The following is a 15143-nucleotide window of genomic DNA, read 5'->3' as shown; positions in this document are numbered from 1 at the left end:
AAAACATGGCCGTCGGGATGACGGCGAGAAAAGTATCGACTTCTCTGTCCAGTGCGGGTGGTACATAAATACCACCCCGCTAACGAGCGGTTGTGTGAAGCCTCTTCGGTGGCGTCGGGGGGATGAAGGACAGGACCGTCAGGACGGATCGTTGCCCAGCACAACGTTCAGCGCGCTACGGGCATCGTCCAGTTGCACCAGGGTCGCGTGGCGGGCACCGAGGGCATCGCGGTTCTCGATGGCGGTGAGGATCGCCTTGTGACGCGGCATCGCCAGTTCGTGCAGGTTGGGCCGCTGGTTGGAGTGCTTGAGGGCTTCGGCGATGGCCACCGACAACATGTTGCAGAGGTTGGCGAGCAGGTCGTTGTGGGTGGCATCGGCGATGCGGCTGTGGAAGTCCAGGTCCGGTTGCAGCACGGCCTCGGGAGTCGGGGCTGCTTCCATGCGTTGGTAGGCTTCACGGATGGCGGCGATGTCGGCCTCGTCGGCGAACTGTGCGGCGAGGGCAGCGGCGGCCGGCTCGATGATGCTGCGCACGCTGGTCAGCAGGTTGAAGAATTCATTCTGCGGGCTGCTCTGCATCAGCCAATGCAGCACGTCCGGGTCGAGCATGTGCCATTCCCGCCGGGCCTTGACCACCGTGCCCACCCGCGGACGCGAATACACCAGGCCCTTGGCGACCAGCACGCGCGTGGCTTCGCGCAGCACCGGGCGGCTGACCGCATACTCTTCGCACAACAAGGCTTCGGCGGGCAGTTTATCGTCCGGCTTGAAGCGCCCGGAAACGATCTGCATGCCCAGTTCCTGGACGATGCGCGCGTGCATGCTCTTGCGGTCGGAGGGTTTACGGTAATCCATGGGACGCGGCGCGATCCTGTGCGAGGGGAGTGTTGCGCATGATAGCAGGCGCGGCGATGGCGGGTCGCTAGTGCGATTCAATGCTGACGCCGACCTACTGTGGGAGCGAGCAAGCTCGCTCCCACAGGGGATGGATGGGGGTCAGTGGGAGTGGCGTGGTACTTCGGCGCCGCGGCAGCCCACCAGGAAGTCGAAGTCACAACCCTGGTCCGCTTGCAACACATGGTCGATGTACAGCTGGCGGTAGCCGCCCACCAGCAGTTGCTGCGGGGGGACGATGTCGGCCAGGCGCGCGGCGAGTTCGGCGTCGGGGATGTCCAGGTGCAGGCGACCGCTGGCGCAATCGAGCTCGATCCAGTCACCTTCCTTCACCGCCGCCAGAGGCCCGCCGGCTGCGGCTTCCGGCGCCACGTGCAAGACCACGGTGCCGTAGGCGGTGCCGCTCATGCGCGCATCGGAAATCCGCACCATGTCGGTCACGCCCTGGGCCAGCAGCTTGGCCGGCAAGCCCATGTTGCCGACTTCGGCCATGCCCGGGTATCCCTTGGGCCCGCAGTTCTTCATCACCAGGATCGAGCTGGCGTCTACGTCCAGCTCCGGGTCATTGATCCGGGCCTTGTACTCGTCGAAGTTCTCGAACACCACGGCGCGACCGCGATGTTGCATCAGTTCGGCGGTGGCGGCGGACGGCTTGAGCACCGCTCCCAATGGCGCCAGGTTGCCGCGCAGCACGCAGATACCGCCGTCGGCGCGGATCGGGTTGTCCAGGGTACGGATGACTTCATCCTGGCCGTAGATCGGTGCGTCCTTGGTGTTCTCGCCGATGCTCTTGCCGTTGACGGTCAGGGCATTCGGGTTAGGGATCAGGTTGGCTTCGCCGAGACGCCGCAGTACCGCGGGCAGGCCGCCGGCATAGTAGAACTCTTCCATTAAAAAGCGCCCGGACGGCTGCAGGTCGACGATGGTCGGCATGCCGCGGCCGATGCGGGTCCAGTCGTCCAGGTCCAGTTGTACGCCGATGCGTCCGGCGATGGCCTTGAGGTGGATCACCGCGTTGGTGGAGCCGCCGATGGCGGCGTTGACGCGGATGGCGTTTTCGAAGGCTTCCTTGGTCAGAATCTTCGACAGCTTGAGGTCTTCACGAACCATTTCCACGGCACGCATGCCGGACATATGGGCCAGCACATAACGCCGTGCATCCACCGCCGGAATCGCCGCGTTGTGGGGCAGGGAGGTGCCGAGGGCTTCGGCCATGCAGGCCATGGTCGAGGCGGTGCCCATGGTGTTGCAGGTACCGGCCGAGCGGGACATGCCGCCCTCGGCCGCGAGGAAATCGTCAATGGTGATGGTGCCGGCCTTGACCTGCTCGCTCAATTGCCAGACCACAGTGCCGGAGCCAATGTCCTGGCCTTTATGCTTGCCGTTGAGCATCGGCCCGCCGGTGACGACGATGGCCGGGACGTCGCAACTGGCGGCGCCCATCAGCAACGCAGGGGTGGTCTTGTCGCAACCGGTGAGCAGCACGACGCCGTCAATCGGGTTGCCGCGAATCGCTTCTTCCACATCCATGCTCGCCAGGTTGCGGGTCAGCATGGCGGTGGGGCGAAGGTTCGATTCGCCGTTGGAGAACACCGGGAATTCCACCGGGAAGCCTCCGGCTTCGATCACGCCGCGCTTGACGTGCTCGGCGATCTGCCGGAAGTGCGCGTTGCACGGCGTCAGCTCCGACCAGGTGTTGCAGATGCCGATGATCGGCTTGCCGTGGAACTGATGGTCGGCGATGCCCTGATTTTTCATCCAGCTGCGGTACATGAAGCCGTTTTTGTCGGCGGTGCCAAACCATTGGGCCGAGCGCAGGGAGGGTTTCTTATCAGACATGATCGATTCTCTTATTGTATGACTATATTGTTCTAGCGTGAGCGTAACATAAGCGCAATTTACGCGGTTTGGAAGTGTTGTTGGGTAAATAGTATTACTATATAGTCCGATTCAACGGAGGGGTTGTCCTGGCGGTCATTCGCGAGAGAAATCCCCCGAGGTTCCATAACAACAACAATCGGAGACCGGTCCCATGAGCCAGGAATTGCGGCTTATTCGTCGCATTACGCTGAAACTGATTCCCTTCCTGATCCTGCTTTACCTGATCGCCTACGTGGACCGCTCTGCCGTGGGCTTTGCCAAGCTGCACATGGGCGCCGACCTCGGCATCGGCGACGCCGCCTACGGCCTGGGTGCCGGGCTGTTTTTCATTGGTTATTTCCTGCTGGAGATCCCCAGCAACCTGATGCTGGAACGCTACGGTGCCCGGCGCTGGTTCGCCCGGATCATGATCACCTGGGGCGTCATCACCATCGGCATGGCATTCGTGCAGGGCCCCCACAGCTTCTATGTGATGCGCTTTTTGCTGGGCGCGGCCGAAGCCGGGTTCTTCCCGGGCGTGCTTTACTACATCACCCAGTGGTTCCCGGTGCGCCATCGCGGCAAGATCCTCGGCCTGTTCATTCTGTCCCAACCTATTGCAATGATGATCACCGGCCCGGTGTCCGGTGGCTTGCTGGGCATGGACGGGATCCTCGGCCTGCACGGTTGGCAGTGGCTGTTCATCGTCATCGGCCTGCCGGCGGTGCTGCTGACCTGGCCGGTGCTGCGTTACCTGCCGGATGGTCCGCAACAAGTGAAATGGATGGACCAGGCCGAGAAGGACTGGCTGACCGGTGAGCTGAAAAAAGACCTGCAGGAATACGGCCAGACCCGCCACGGCAATCCGCTGCATGCCCTGAAGGACAAGCGCGTCTTGTTGCTGGCGCTGTTCTACCTGCCAGTGACCTTGAGCATCTACGGCCTGGGCTTGTGGCTGCCGACGCTGATCAAGCAGTTCGGTGGCAGTGACCTGGTGACTGGCTTTGTGTCGTCGGTGCCGTACATCTTCGGCATCATCGGTTTGCTGATCATTCCTCGCAGCTCTGATCGCTTGAATGATCGTTACGGTCATCTGGCCGTGTTGTACGTGTTGGGCGCCATCGGCCTGTTCCTCAGCGCATGGTTGTCGGTGCCAGTGTTGCAACTGGCGGCGCTGTGCCTGGTGGCGTTCGCGCTGTTTTCCTGCACGGCGGTGTTCTGGACCTTGCCAGGGCGTTTCTTTGCCGGCGCCAGTGCTGCGGCGGGTATTGCGCTGATCAACTCGGTAGGCAACCTGGGCGGTTACATCGGGCCGTTCGTGATCGGTGCGCTGAAGGAGTACACCGGCAACCTGGCCTCGGGCCTGTATTTCCTGTCCGGTGTAATGGTATTCGGCCTGGTGTTGACCGGCGTGGTCTATCGCCTGCTGGAGCGCAAGCACGTGCTGCCGGCGGATCAGTTCGCCGCCAGCGCCCGGGGGGCGACGCGTACCTGAGGCCACTGCACTCAACTGTGGGAGCGAGCTTGCTCGCGATGGCGGTCTGACAGACGACATCATGGGTGAATGTGCGGCCGCTATCGCGAGCAAGCTCGCTCCCACAAGGGGCTGCACCGAATTCAAGTTTTGCTTACAAGGAGAAAGATATGCGTTTAGTTCAGTTCGAATTGAGTAACGGCGAACGCCGCGTCGGTGTGGTCGACGGCGACCAGGTGCGGGAAGTGCAGGGCGCCGCTAGCGTGCGCGAGCTGGCGCTGGCCGCCATCAAGGCGGGTGTGAAGCTGGAGCAGCAGGTCGGTAGCCTGGGCCTGGGGGCGAGTCATGACTACGCCCGGTTGCTCAGTGAGCTGCGCATCCTGCCACCGCTGGACCATCCGGACCCGGCGCACCTGTTGGTCAGCGGTACCGGCCTGACCCACCTGGGTAGCGCCTCGGCCCGGGACAAGATGCACCAGCAGGCCGGCGACGAAGCGACCATGACCGACACCATGCGCATCTTCAAGTGGGGCGTGGAGGGCGGTAAGCCCCAGGCCGGGCAGGCCGGCGTGCAACCGGAATGGTTCTACAAGGGCGACGGCAGCATTGTAGTCCGCCCGGGCCATCCGTTCCCGCTGCCGCCCTTTGCCGAAGACGCTGGCGAAGAGCCGGAAATCAGTGGCCTGTATGTCATCGGCCACGACGGCAAGCCCTATCGCCTGGGCTTCGCCGTGGGCAACGAGTTTTCCGACCACGTGATGGAGCGCAAGAATTACCTGTACCTGGCCCACTCGAAATTGCGCAGTTGCAGTTTTGGCCCGGAACTTCGCGTCGGTGAACTGCCTCAACATCTTTCCGGAACCAGTCGTATCCTGCGCAATGGCGAAGTGCTGTGGCAGAACGAGTTCCTCAGCGGCGAGGCGAACATGTGCCACAGCCTCGAGAACCTGGAGTTCCACCACTTCAAGTACAGTCAGTTCCTGCGCCCGGGGGACGTGCACGTTCATTTCTTCGGCACCGCGACCCTGTCGTTCGCCGACGGCATCCGCACCCAGCCGGGGGATGTGTTCGAAATCAGCCAGGCTGAATTCGGCGCGCCGCTGGTCAACGGCATTGCCCCGGTAGACGCGGTGTTCAACCCGGGTACTATCGGCACACTTTAAAAGGAGACTTGCGATGAACCAGATCCTTGGCCACAACTACATCGGCGGGGCGCGCAGCGCGGCCGGCCAGACCCGCCTGCAAAGCGTCGACGCCAGTACCGGCGAGGCCTTGCCCCATGATTTCATCCAGGCCACGGCCGAAGAAGTCGATGCGGCCGCCAAGGCTGCGGCTGCGGCTTATCCGGTCTACCGGAGCCTGAGCGCGGTGCGCCGGGCCGAGTTCCTGGAGGCCATTGCCGATGAACTGGACGCCTTGGGCGATGAATTCGTGGCCGTGGTCTGCCGTGAAACCGCGTTGCCAGCGGCGCGGATCCAGGGCGAGCGCGGTCGCACCAGCGGCCAGATGCGCCTGTTCGCCAAGGTCTTGCGTCGAGGCGATTTCTACGGTGCGCGCATCGACCGCGCCTTGCCGGAACGCACGCCGTTACCGCGTCCGGACCTGCGGCAGTACCGCATCGGCCTGGGGCCGGTGGCGGTGTTCGGCGCCAGTAACTTCCCCCTGGCATTCTCCACCGCCGGTGGCGACACGGCGTCGGCCCTGGCGGCCGGTTGCCCAGTGGTGTTCAAGGCCCACAGCGGCCACATGGCGACCGCCGAACACGTGGCCGATGCGATCATTCGCGCGGCGGAAAAAACCGCGATGCCGGCTGGCGTGTTCAACATGATCTACGGCGGTGGTGTCGGTGAATGGCTGGTCAAGCATCCGGCGATCCAGGCCGTGGGCTTCACCGGCTCCCTCAAGGGCGGGCGTGCCCTGTGCGACATGGCGGCCGCACGGCCGCAGCCGATTCCGGTGTTCGCCGAGATGTCGAGCATCAACCCGGTGATCGTCTTGCCGCAAGCGCTGGAAACCCGCGCTGAGAGCGTCGCTCGCGACTTGACCGCCTCGGTGGTGCAGGGCTGCGGTCAGTTCTGTACCAACCCGGGCCTGGTGATCGGCATTCGCTCGCCGCAATTCACTGCCTTCACCCAGCAAGTGGCCGCGCTGATCGGCGACCAGGCGCCCCAGACCATGCTCAATGCCGGCACTCTGCAAAGCTACGGCAAGGGCCTGCAGAAATTGCTGGCTCACCCGGGCATTGAACACCTGGCCGGGCGCGAGCAGCAGGGCAACCAGGCCCAGCCGCAGTTGTTCAAGGCCGATGCCAGCCTGCTGATCAACGGTGACGAGGCGCTGCAAGAAGAAGTGTTCGGTCCGACCACGGTGTTTGTCGAAGTCGCCGACCAGGCGCAATTGACCGCCGCGCTGAACGGCCTGCACGGCCAACTGACCGCGACGATGATTGGCGAGCCGGCGGATTTCGAACGGTTCAGCGAATTGACACCGCTGCTGGAACAGAAGGTCGGCCGCATCCTTCTCAACGGTTATCCGACCGGTGTCGAGGTGTGTGATTCGATGGTCCACGGCGGGCCTTACCCGGCAACGTCCGATGCCCGGGGTACCTCGGTGGGCACATTGGCGATCGATCGCTTCCTACGCCCGGTGTGCTTCCAGAATTATCCCGACAGCCTGCTGCCGGAACCGCTGAAAAACGCCAACCCGCTGGGGATCCTGCGGTTGGTGGATGGGGTGCCGGGGCGCGAAGCGCTCTGAGGATCGGGGTGGGGCCGTGGCATTGGTGTTGAATGTGCCGGCCTCTTCGCGAGCAAGCTCGCTCCCACACTGGATCTTTTGTGAATACAAGATCTGTATTCACTGAAATCCTAATTGTGGGAGCGAGCTTGCTCGCGATGGCGATCGCCCGGTCAACCTCGCTTCTGAAGTGATGGCCCAAGGTCCACTCGCCCATTGGGTTATCATGGTCACTTTCCCAACGACCGACTGATCACCATGACTGCCGTAACCGACCCCCTGCTGCAAGCCCTCGACTCCTGCGACATGCTGATCATCGACGGCCTGCACGCATTCAATTTTGAGCTCGACGATCAGGACCAACTGCACGTCGAGTGCATGAACGGTCGCACCCTCGAGCACTGGCGTTTCACGCCGGCGCAAATGCAGGCCGCGACGTTCGACAAGGCCTCGAGTCACTGGATTATCACCAGTGACTCCGGTGACCACCGTCTGGAATGCGTGGACGCCACCAGCGGCCACGACGATGAGGACGACGAAGATGAAAATGCGTAGTTTCTGGCCGCTATTGATGGCCGGCAGCCTGGGCGCCATGGGCGTTCAGGCGGACACCGAAGAACGTCATCAACTGCTGGTGGGGTCCTATACCGCCGGGCAGAGCCAAGGCATCTATCGGTTGCAATTCGACAGCCGTACCGGCCAGATCGACGCCAACCCGTTGCAAGTGATCAAGACGGACAACCCCTCGTGGCTGACCCTCTCGCCCGACCTGACCCGGCTGTTCGTGGTCAACGAAAATGGTCCGGGCCAGAAAGACCCGGTGGGCAAGGTCAGTAGCTATGCCATCGACCCGAAGACCCATGCCATCAGCCTGATCAACCAGGTGCAATCCCTGGGCAACGAGCCGACGCATTCCAGCCTCAGCGGTGATGGCCGGCATCTGCTGGTCAGCAACTATTCGGTCGTGGAGGACCCGGGCGGCACCCTGGCGGTGTTGCCGGTGGGCGCCGACGGCAAGCTGTCGCCGGTGGTGCAGTTGAGCAGCCATCAACCGAGCCGGGTCAATCCCGAGCGGCAGATGTCGGCCCACGTGCACTCGGCGGTCTCGTCGCCCGATGGCAAGTACGTGTTCGCCAACGACCTGGGGGCGGACAAGGTGTTCATCTACCGCTACGACCCCAAGGCCAATCCCGAGCTGCCGCTGACTGCCGCCGAGCCGGCCTTCGTGCAATTGCCACCCGGCAGCGGACCGCGTCACCTGCTGTTCAGCGCTGACGGCAAGCACGCCTGGCTGACGATGGAAATGACCGCGCAAGTGGCGGTGTTCGATTACCAGGACGGCCGCCTGACCCAGCGCCAACTGGTCGACCTGGCCGCCGGCAAACCCCAGCCGGGCAGGGCGGCGGCTGCGCTGCATGCGTCCAGGGACGGCAAGTTCCTCTACGTCAGCAACCGTGGCACCACCAACGAAGTGCTGGTGTTCGCCATTGACCCGGCTGCGGGCACGCTCAAAGAGCTGCAGCGGCGCTCGGTCGAAGGCGATCATCCGCGGGAGTTCAGCCTCGACCCGAGCGGGAAATTCCTGCTGATTGCCAATCAGAAGAGCAACCAGATCGTGGTGGTCGAGCGCGATCCGAAGACCGGCCTGCTGGGTAAAACCGTGCAGAAAATGCCGATGGATGCGCCGAGCGACTTGAAGTTCATGCTGCGTCAATAGACCGCAGGCCTTGTTTTTCAAGGCCTGCGCCGTTGTATCAACGAGACTGATATTCGCTAGTACTACAAAGCATTTCAAAGCGAGACGCCTCGGCGCGTAAGTTTGCTCCACGGCCCAACCGGGCAAGTCAGCCAACTGAATCCGAGGTCTACCGCCATGAATCTGAATCTCTTCTCCGTGATCGCCGCTTCCGCCATCTCTGCCACCGTGGCGCTGCCCGCCAGTGCCAGTGTCGAGATCAGCGACAAGAAAAACCGTACCCAGAGCTACACAGAGAAATACCTGCAACAAAGCGCCAACTTCTATGCGGCGCTGGACCACAAGACCCAACACTGAAATCTCGCGCAACGACTGAAGCCTGCGATCTTTTCATCTTCACCGAACACCGGATGGAAGAGAAAAGATCGCAGGCTTCGCCGTTTCTGGAAAAATCTCGCTGTAATATCACTTGGCCATGTGTTTAAATTTGACGCTGACAAATTGACTCCTTCGCAGATAAGGATGGACACCATGGCGATGCGTCTGGCAGTGATGCTGCTGTTTCTCTACTCCACGCCGATTGTCTCGGCGGCCCAACCGGATACCGGTGAGTTGGAAGTGGCGCGCGAGCGATTGCTGAGTTTTCTGCACGATTGATAGGGGCAGGGGCTGGTTGCTTTTGTGGCGAGGGGATTTATCCCCGTTGGGCTGCGCAGCAGCCCCCTCAAAGGACAACCTGATCAACCTGACACAGCGAGTTGGTCGCTTTGGGGCTGCTGCGCAGCCCAGCGGGGATAAATCCCCTCGCCACAAGGGTTTTGTGCAGGGCGTTACTTGGCCATGATCGCCACAAACAGCTCGGACGCCAGGAACCTCTGCAACCAATCCTGTAGCCGAGGATAGGGCGCCTGGGCAAACCACTCGCGGTCGACATGGGCGAACTGGCGCACGAATGGCAATAGCGCCACATCGGCCAGGCTCTGGTGATCCGCCGCCAGGAATGACCGCGCTTCAAGTAACCGCTCCAGCCGGCCCAGGAACACCTCGCCCTCGGCCCGATAATGTTCCATCGGTTGTTCAGGGTGGCGCTCGGGGTACTTGTAGCGATTCAAGTGCAGCTTGAACACCTGGTCGTTTTCCTCGACCAACGCCGCCGTCAACGCCTGGCCGTCGGCGTTGTCCCGTAGCCTCCAGTCTTGCGGGTCGTGCTGGGCCAAGGCCCAGCTCATGATCTCCAGGCTTTCATCGATCACCCGGCCATCGACCTGCAGCACCGGCACCGTGCCTTTGCTGGAGAGGGCGAGCATCTCGGCGGGCTTGGCCTTCAGGCTGACTTCGACAATCGCCACGTCGACCGCGCTGTAGCGCAAGGCCATGCGCGCCCGCATCGCGTAGGGGCAGCGGCGGAAGGAATAGAGCGTGGCGCGGCTCATTTCACCTCCACGGTGCTCAACCCATTGCCCTGACGACGGACCTGGATCTGCACTGGGATCCGCTCGTGCATTTCCTGCACGTGAGAGATCACCGCGACCTTGCGGCCTTGGGCCTGCAAGCCGTCGAGGGCATCCATCGCCAGTTGCAGCGATTCGGGGTCGAGGCTGCCGAAGCCTTCGTCGATGAACAGCGATTCGATCTTCAATGTGCTGGACGCCATCGAGGCCAGGCCCAAGGCGAGGGCGAGGGAGACCAGGAAGGTTTCGCCGCCGGACAACGAATGCACCGAGCGCAGTTCATCCCCCATTTCCGTGTCCATCACCAACAGACCGAGCATGCTGCCGCCACGCTTGAGCCGGTAGCGGCGCACCAGTTGCCGCAATTGGGCATTGGCGTGATGCACGAGCAAGTCGAGGTTGTAGGCCTGGGCCAGCTTGCGGAAGCGGTCGCCGGTGGCCGAACCGATCAGGGCATCGAGACGTGCCCAGCGCTGGTATTCGGCGTAGGCCTGTTCGATCTGCTGGGCCAGGGCCTGGTTGGCGTTCTGCCGGCGCTGGTCTTCGGCCTGTTCGGCACGCAGTTCGGCGCAACGCTGTTCGCTGACGGCGAATCGAGTTTGCAGTTCGGCGAGGGCTTCGGCGAGTTGCTCGGGCGCCAGGTTGCCGTTGTGCTGGGCCTGGTGGTTGTGCAGGCGCTGCTCGCGTTCGGTGAGCAAGACGCTGGCCTGTTCGATGGCTTTTTCGCTGTTGAGCAAGCGCTGGCGCAACTGGCCGACGTGTTGCTCGTCCAGGCTGAGCAGGGCTTCAAGGGCGGCATCGTCCAGTTCCGGATGGCCGGTGCGCCACTGCGCGATACCCGTGGTCAACGCCTGAAGTTCGTGGTCCAGGGATTGCGCCTGTTCCTGGCGGGCCTTGAGTTCGGCGGCCAGTTGCACAAGGCTGTTGCGCACTTGCTGCAACTGCTGATTGGCTGTCGCCTCGGCCTCCCGGGTCTGTTCCAGGCGCTGGTCGAGTTGTTGTTGCCATTGTTCGGCGCTGAGGTGTTCGCCGAGCAGTTGCGCGAGTTTCTCCTGGCAGGCCTGCTGTTGCTCGCTCAGGGCGTTGAATTGCAGGCGGGCCGCTTCCAGCTGCTGGACGCGGGTTTGCTGACGGTCCTGCTCTTTCTCCAGGGTCTGCTGGCGCTGGCGTTGTTCGTCCAGTTCGTCGCGTTGCTGTTCCAGTTGCTCCAAGCGCTGGGCGATCTGCTGGTCGAGCTGCAGGAAGGTCGCGGCGGGTTCGCTGCGCAAGGCCTGCAAGGTGTCCGCCGGCAGCAGGGTGCTGAAGTGGGTCAGTTCCTCGTCCAGGCGCTGGCGGTCGCGGGCCAGTGCTTGCTGCTGGTTGCCCAGCTGGTGTGATGCCTGCTGGCTGGCCGCTTCGGCCTCGCGCAGGCGCTGGCCCAGGCGTGCGGCGTCCTGTTGCAGGGTCAGCAGGGCGGCTAGGCGTTGTTCGTCCTGGCTGATGCGCAGGTGCAATTGGCTGTTCTGTTGGGCCAGCCAGGCATCGCGCTTGCCCGAATCCTGGGCCAGCAGTTGCGCCGACGACGGGTGGGCCTCCAGGCTGGGGGCCAGGCTCTGTTGCTGGCTGGTGAGCTGTTCCTGCTGCTGTTTGAGCTCCTTGAGCTGGGCAATGACCCCGCTGTATTGCGCCCGCAGGTCGATGACTTTTTCATTGAGCCGCTCGACGGCTTTGCGAGCGTTGGCCTCTTCGGCTTCATCGAAGCGTCCGAGGTTTTCCAGCAGGGCTTCGGGCTGATGATAAGGATGCTCGACGCTGCCACACACCGGGCAGGGCTGCTGGTCTTGCAGCTGTGCGCGCAATTGTTCGACGCTTTCGCTGCGGGCCAGGCGCTGGCGCTCCAGCAGTTCGCGGGTCACGGTCAGGGTCTGTTCGGCGATGGTCAGCTCGGCCTTGGCTTCGCCACCCTCACGCACCAGGCGGTCACGTTCCTGCAACGCCTGTTGTTGGCGTCGCTCAAGCTCGGCTCCTCGTTTGTCCAGCTCTTGCTGACTGGCCCACAGCCGGGTCAGGTCTTCGAAGGCGCGCAGTTGCTTGCGGTTGTCTTGCAGTAGGGTGCCGAGCAATTGGATCTGTTCGGCCACGGCCTCCGGCTCGGCGCCGGCTTCCTTGTACAGCACCTCAAGGTCTTGTCGGCGGCTGGCCAGTTCCTCGGCGGCACGGGCGGCGCCTTGCTCCAGCATGGAGAGTTCGGCCTGGCCCTGGTTCAGGCGATTGCCGATCAGCATCAGTTGTTGGAGGCGATCGCGATAGGCGTTCCAGGCGTCGCTCAGTGGTGCCAGGTGCGTACTTTGTTCAAGCTCGCCGGCGATGCGCTGCAAGCGCTCGGCCACCTGTTTTTGCTGTTCGAGCAAGGTGTCGATGGCGCGCTGGCCTTCGGTGCAGGCTTGTTGCGTCTGGTCCTGGTGCTCGGCGGCCTGGCTGGCGTCCTTGACGAGGCGGGCGAGGGTGCTTTGCGCCTCGAAAGCCTGGCGCAATAACGGCGCGTTGTCGCTGCTTTGTTGCCGGGCCGCGGCCAATGCCAGTTGCGTGACGCCCAGGCCTTTTTCCAGTTCGGCTTGCTGTTGGTGCAGGTCGATTTGCTGCTGGGTGAGCTGCTGGATCTGCGCGGCCAAGGGGTCGAGCTGTCGGCTCAGTTCCGCCTGGCGGATGAACTGATGGCGCTGGGGCGCCAGTTGTTCCAGACGGGTCAGTTTCAGGCGTTCGTCGGCCAGGGCGTTCCAATCGGCCTGGGCCTGTTGCAACTGTTCGGCGGCGCTGGCGTGTTCATCCTGCAATTGGCGCAGGTCGCGCAGCCAGGTGTGTTGCTGCTCCAACTGCTTGAGTTGCGCCTGTTGGGCCTTGAGTTGTTGCTGGGCGTCGTTGAAGCGCTGGTCGAGTTCGGCCCGGGCTTCGGGGGCCAGCGGGGTGACACCGGTGGCCTGGTCCTGCAGCTGTTTGTGGGTTTCCTTGGCTTGCTTGGCCTTGTCGAAGGCGCGGCGACCGAGGCGGGTATACAGGGCGGTGTCAGTGAGTTTTTCCAGCAGTTCGCTGCGATCGTTGTCATCGGCCTTGAGGAACGCGCTGAACTCGCTCTGGGCCAGCAACACGGCACGGGTGAACTGCTCGAAGTTCAGGCCCAGGGCGGCTTCGAGCTGGGTCTTGTATTCGCCTTTCTGGCTCGCCAGCAGTTGGTCGTTGTCCAGGTCCCGCAGGCTTTGGCGGCTGGCTTGCAACTTGCCGCCGGCCTTTTCCCGGGCGCGATTGGCTTCCCATCGAGCCCGGTAGCGGCGTCCGTCGATGCCGCGAAAATCCACTTCGGCAAAGCCATCACCGGTGCCACGGCGCAACAGCGTGCGCGGATCGCCCGTGGCAATCTCGCCATCGACGTCCGGCACCTTGGCATCGCGACCGGTATTGTTCAGGCGCGGTACGGCGCCGAACAGCGCCAGGCACAAGGCGTCGAGCAGTGTGCTTTTGCCGGCGCCGGTCGGGCCGGTAATGGCGAACAGGCCGGCGCTGGCCAAGGGTTCTGCGGTGAAATCGATTTCAAACGGCCCGGCCAGGGACGCCAGGTTCTTCAGGCGGATCGCGAGAATCTTCATGGTTGCTCGCTCTCCATCTGCACGTCTTGCAACAGCACGGCAAAATCCTTGAGGGTCTGTTCATCCACTTCGTTGCCATAGGTGTCCTGCCAGGCGCGGCTGAACAGTTCCTGCGGGCTGAGTTGATCCAGTTCCACCAGCGTGTTGCCGTCATCGGCACTGCCGGCGCCACCGTTGCCGGCGTACTCGGCGGCAATCCGTACCAGGCGCACGGCCTTGCCTTGCAGTGCGGTTTCGACCTGGTGGCGCAGGTCCGGCTGCGGTTCGTCGAGGCGCACCCGCACTTCCAGCCAGGGCTGGCGCTGGACATCGGCCAACAGGTCGATGTCGGGCAGGTCCTTGAGTTGTACCAGGATCTCGGCCAGCGGTGCCGGGCCCAGGCGTTGCAGGTTGACGGCTCGGGGAATCAGGCGCGGCTCGACCTTGACCAGGGTTTCGCCGTCCAGGGTGATGTCGAGAATCTGATGCTGGTAGCCAATTTCCGAGAATGACAGCGGGATCGGCGAGCCGCTGTAGCGGATACGCTCTTCGCCGTTGACCTTCTGCGGTTTGTGCAAGTGGCCGAGGGCGACGTAGCTGATGCTCGGGCCGAACAGGCTGGCGGGCAGGGCCTCGGCGTTGCCGATGATCAGGCTGCGCTCGGAGTCCTCGGACACCGAACCGCCGGCCATGTGCGCATGACTGATGGCAATCAGCGCCTGGCCTTTCTTGCGCTTGCTGTTGGCCGCGGCGATCAGCCACTCATGCACCTGACCGATACCTCGCAGGTAGTCGTCGCCCAGTTGCGCGCCGGTGACCTCGGCGGGTCGCAGGAACGGCAGGGCCAGGCACCACGCCTTGACCTTGCCCTTGGCATCGGGCAATGGCAACAACAGGCGCTCCACATCCAGTTGGCCGTCGTCCAGCCACAACACCCGGCCCAGGGCGTGGGTGCGCAAGCGTCGCATCAGCGGCGCAGGCAGCTCGATGCGCGAGCCGGAGTCATGGTTGCCGGCGATCATCACGATGGTCAGGTTGGCGTTTTGCTCATGGGCGCTGACGATGAAGTCGTAGAGCCGCTCCTGGGCTTTGACCGGCGGGTTGACGGTGTCGAAGATGTCGCCGGCGATCAGCAGCGCGTCGGGTTTTTCGTGGGTCAGCTGACGCAGCAGCCAGTCGAGGAAGCAGGCGTGTTCGAAATCGCGTTCCTGACCGTGCAGGTTTTGCCCCAGGTGCCAGTCGGAGGTGTGAAACAGACGCAAGGCAAACTCCAGAAAACAGATGATGGCCGCGGCGAAGAGAAGGGCGGCTAAAAGAAAGAGAGTTTACTGGGAAACGGGGGGGAGGACTTGTTCAACTTCGTTGGATGTACCGATCAAGTCTGGAGTCAACTCTGTGGCGAGGGGATTTATCCCCGATAGGCTGCGGAG

Annotated in this window: 12 protein-coding genes; 7 read left to right on the top strand and 5 right to left on the bottom strand. The window is 63.1% G+C overall.

The features are described from left to right. Nucleotides 1-138: 138 nt before the first annotated feature. Both AB7M32_RS20505 and AB7M32_RS20500 read right to left on the bottom strand, forming a co-directional pair. The gene (locus AB7M32_RS20505) at nucleotides 139-858 is read right to left on the bottom strand and encodes a FadR/GntR family transcriptional regulator (RefSeq protein ID WP_072404533.1); all 720 of its coding nucleotides are present in this window, start codon (nucleotides 856-858) and stop codon (nucleotides 139-141) included. Between the two features lie 141 nt (nucleotides 859-999). Beyond that, the gene (locus tag AB7M32_RS20500; protein ID WP_072404531.1) at nucleotides 1000-2736 is read right to left on the bottom strand and encodes an IlvD/Edd family dehydratase; all 1737 of its coding nucleotides are present in this window, start codon (nucleotides 2734-2736) and stop codon (nucleotides 1000-1002) included. A gap of 193 nt (nucleotides 2737-2929) precedes the next feature. On the opposite strand from AB7M32_RS20500, the gene AB7M32_RS20495 reads away from it, so the two are divergent. From AB7M32_RS20495 to AB7M32_RS20465, 7 genes are all read left to right on the top strand, one after another. After that, complete coding sequence (locus AB7M32_RS20495) at nucleotides 2930-4252, top strand: MFS transporter (RefSeq protein ID WP_454251149.1); 1323 nt, start codon at nucleotides 2930-2932, stop codon at nucleotides 4250-4252. Nucleotides 4253-4401: 149 nt separating this feature from the next. Continuing rightward, entirely contained in the window at nucleotides 4402-5394 is a 993-nt protein-coding gene (gene araD1, locus AB7M32_RS20490) for an AraD1 family protein (protein WP_454251148.1), read from the top strand. Nucleotides 5395-5407: 13 nt separating this feature from the next. After that, nucleotides 5408-6988, top strand: a complete 1581-nt coding sequence (locus AB7M32_RS20485; RefSeq protein WP_454251147.1) for an aldehyde dehydrogenase (NADP(+)) — start codon at nucleotides 5408-5410, stop codon at nucleotides 6986-6988. Between the two features lie 237 nt (nucleotides 6989-7225). Then, a complete protein-coding gene (locus AB7M32_RS20480) occupies nucleotides 7226-7522 on the top strand; it encodes a DUF5629 family protein (RefSeq protein ID WP_454251146.1) in 297 nt (98 codons plus the stop codon). After that, a complete protein-coding gene (locus tag AB7M32_RS20475; RefSeq protein WP_072404518.1) occupies nucleotides 7509-8684 on the top strand; it encodes a lactonase family protein in 1176 nt (391 codons plus the stop codon). Before AB7M32_RS20480 ends, AB7M32_RS20475 begins: the two co-directional genes overlap by 14 nt. A 156-nt stretch (nucleotides 8685-8840) precedes the next feature. Beyond that, complete coding sequence (locus AB7M32_RS20470) at nucleotides 8841-9020, top strand: hypothetical protein (RefSeq protein WP_003202673.1); 180 nt, start codon at nucleotides 8841-8843, stop codon at nucleotides 9018-9020. 174 nt (nucleotides 9021-9194) lie between these two features. Continuing rightward, nucleotides 9195-9320, top strand: a complete 126-nt coding sequence (locus AB7M32_RS20465; protein WP_256573475.1) for a hypothetical protein — start codon at nucleotides 9195-9197, stop codon at nucleotides 9318-9320. A 173-nt stretch (nucleotides 9321-9493) separates the two neighbouring features. Here the strand turns inward: AB7M32_RS20465 and AB7M32_RS20460 are convergent, their stop codons facing one another. Genes AB7M32_RS20460 through AB7M32_RS20450 form a run of 3 tightly spaced genes read right to left on the bottom strand, consistent with a single transcriptional unit; the run spans nucleotide 9494 to nucleotide 14975 of the window. Next, nucleotides 9494-10096, bottom strand: a complete 603-nt coding sequence (locus AB7M32_RS20460) for a glutathione S-transferase (protein WP_454251145.1) — start codon at nucleotides 10094-10096, stop codon at nucleotides 9494-9496. Further along, nucleotides 10093-13734, bottom strand: coding sequence for an AAA family ATPase (locus AB7M32_RS20455; protein ID WP_454251144.1), 3642 nt, complete (start codon nucleotides 13732-13734; stop codon nucleotides 10093-10095). The genes AB7M32_RS20460 and AB7M32_RS20455 overlap by 4 nt, the downstream gene beginning before the upstream one ends. Beyond that, a complete protein-coding gene (locus tag AB7M32_RS20450) occupies nucleotides 13731-14975 on the bottom strand; it encodes an exonuclease SbcCD subunit D C-terminal domain-containing protein (RefSeq protein ID WP_092327785.1) in 1245 nt (414 codons plus the stop codon). Before AB7M32_RS20450 ends, AB7M32_RS20455 begins: the two co-directional genes overlap by 4 nt. Between the last annotated feature and the right edge of the window lie 168 nt (nucleotides 14976-15143).

Source organism: Pseudomonas sp. R151218B TE3479 (assembly GCF_053629195.1).
The sequence above is the reverse complement of the archived record's forward strand: the minus strand, read 5'-3'. Positions and strand labels throughout refer to the sequence as shown.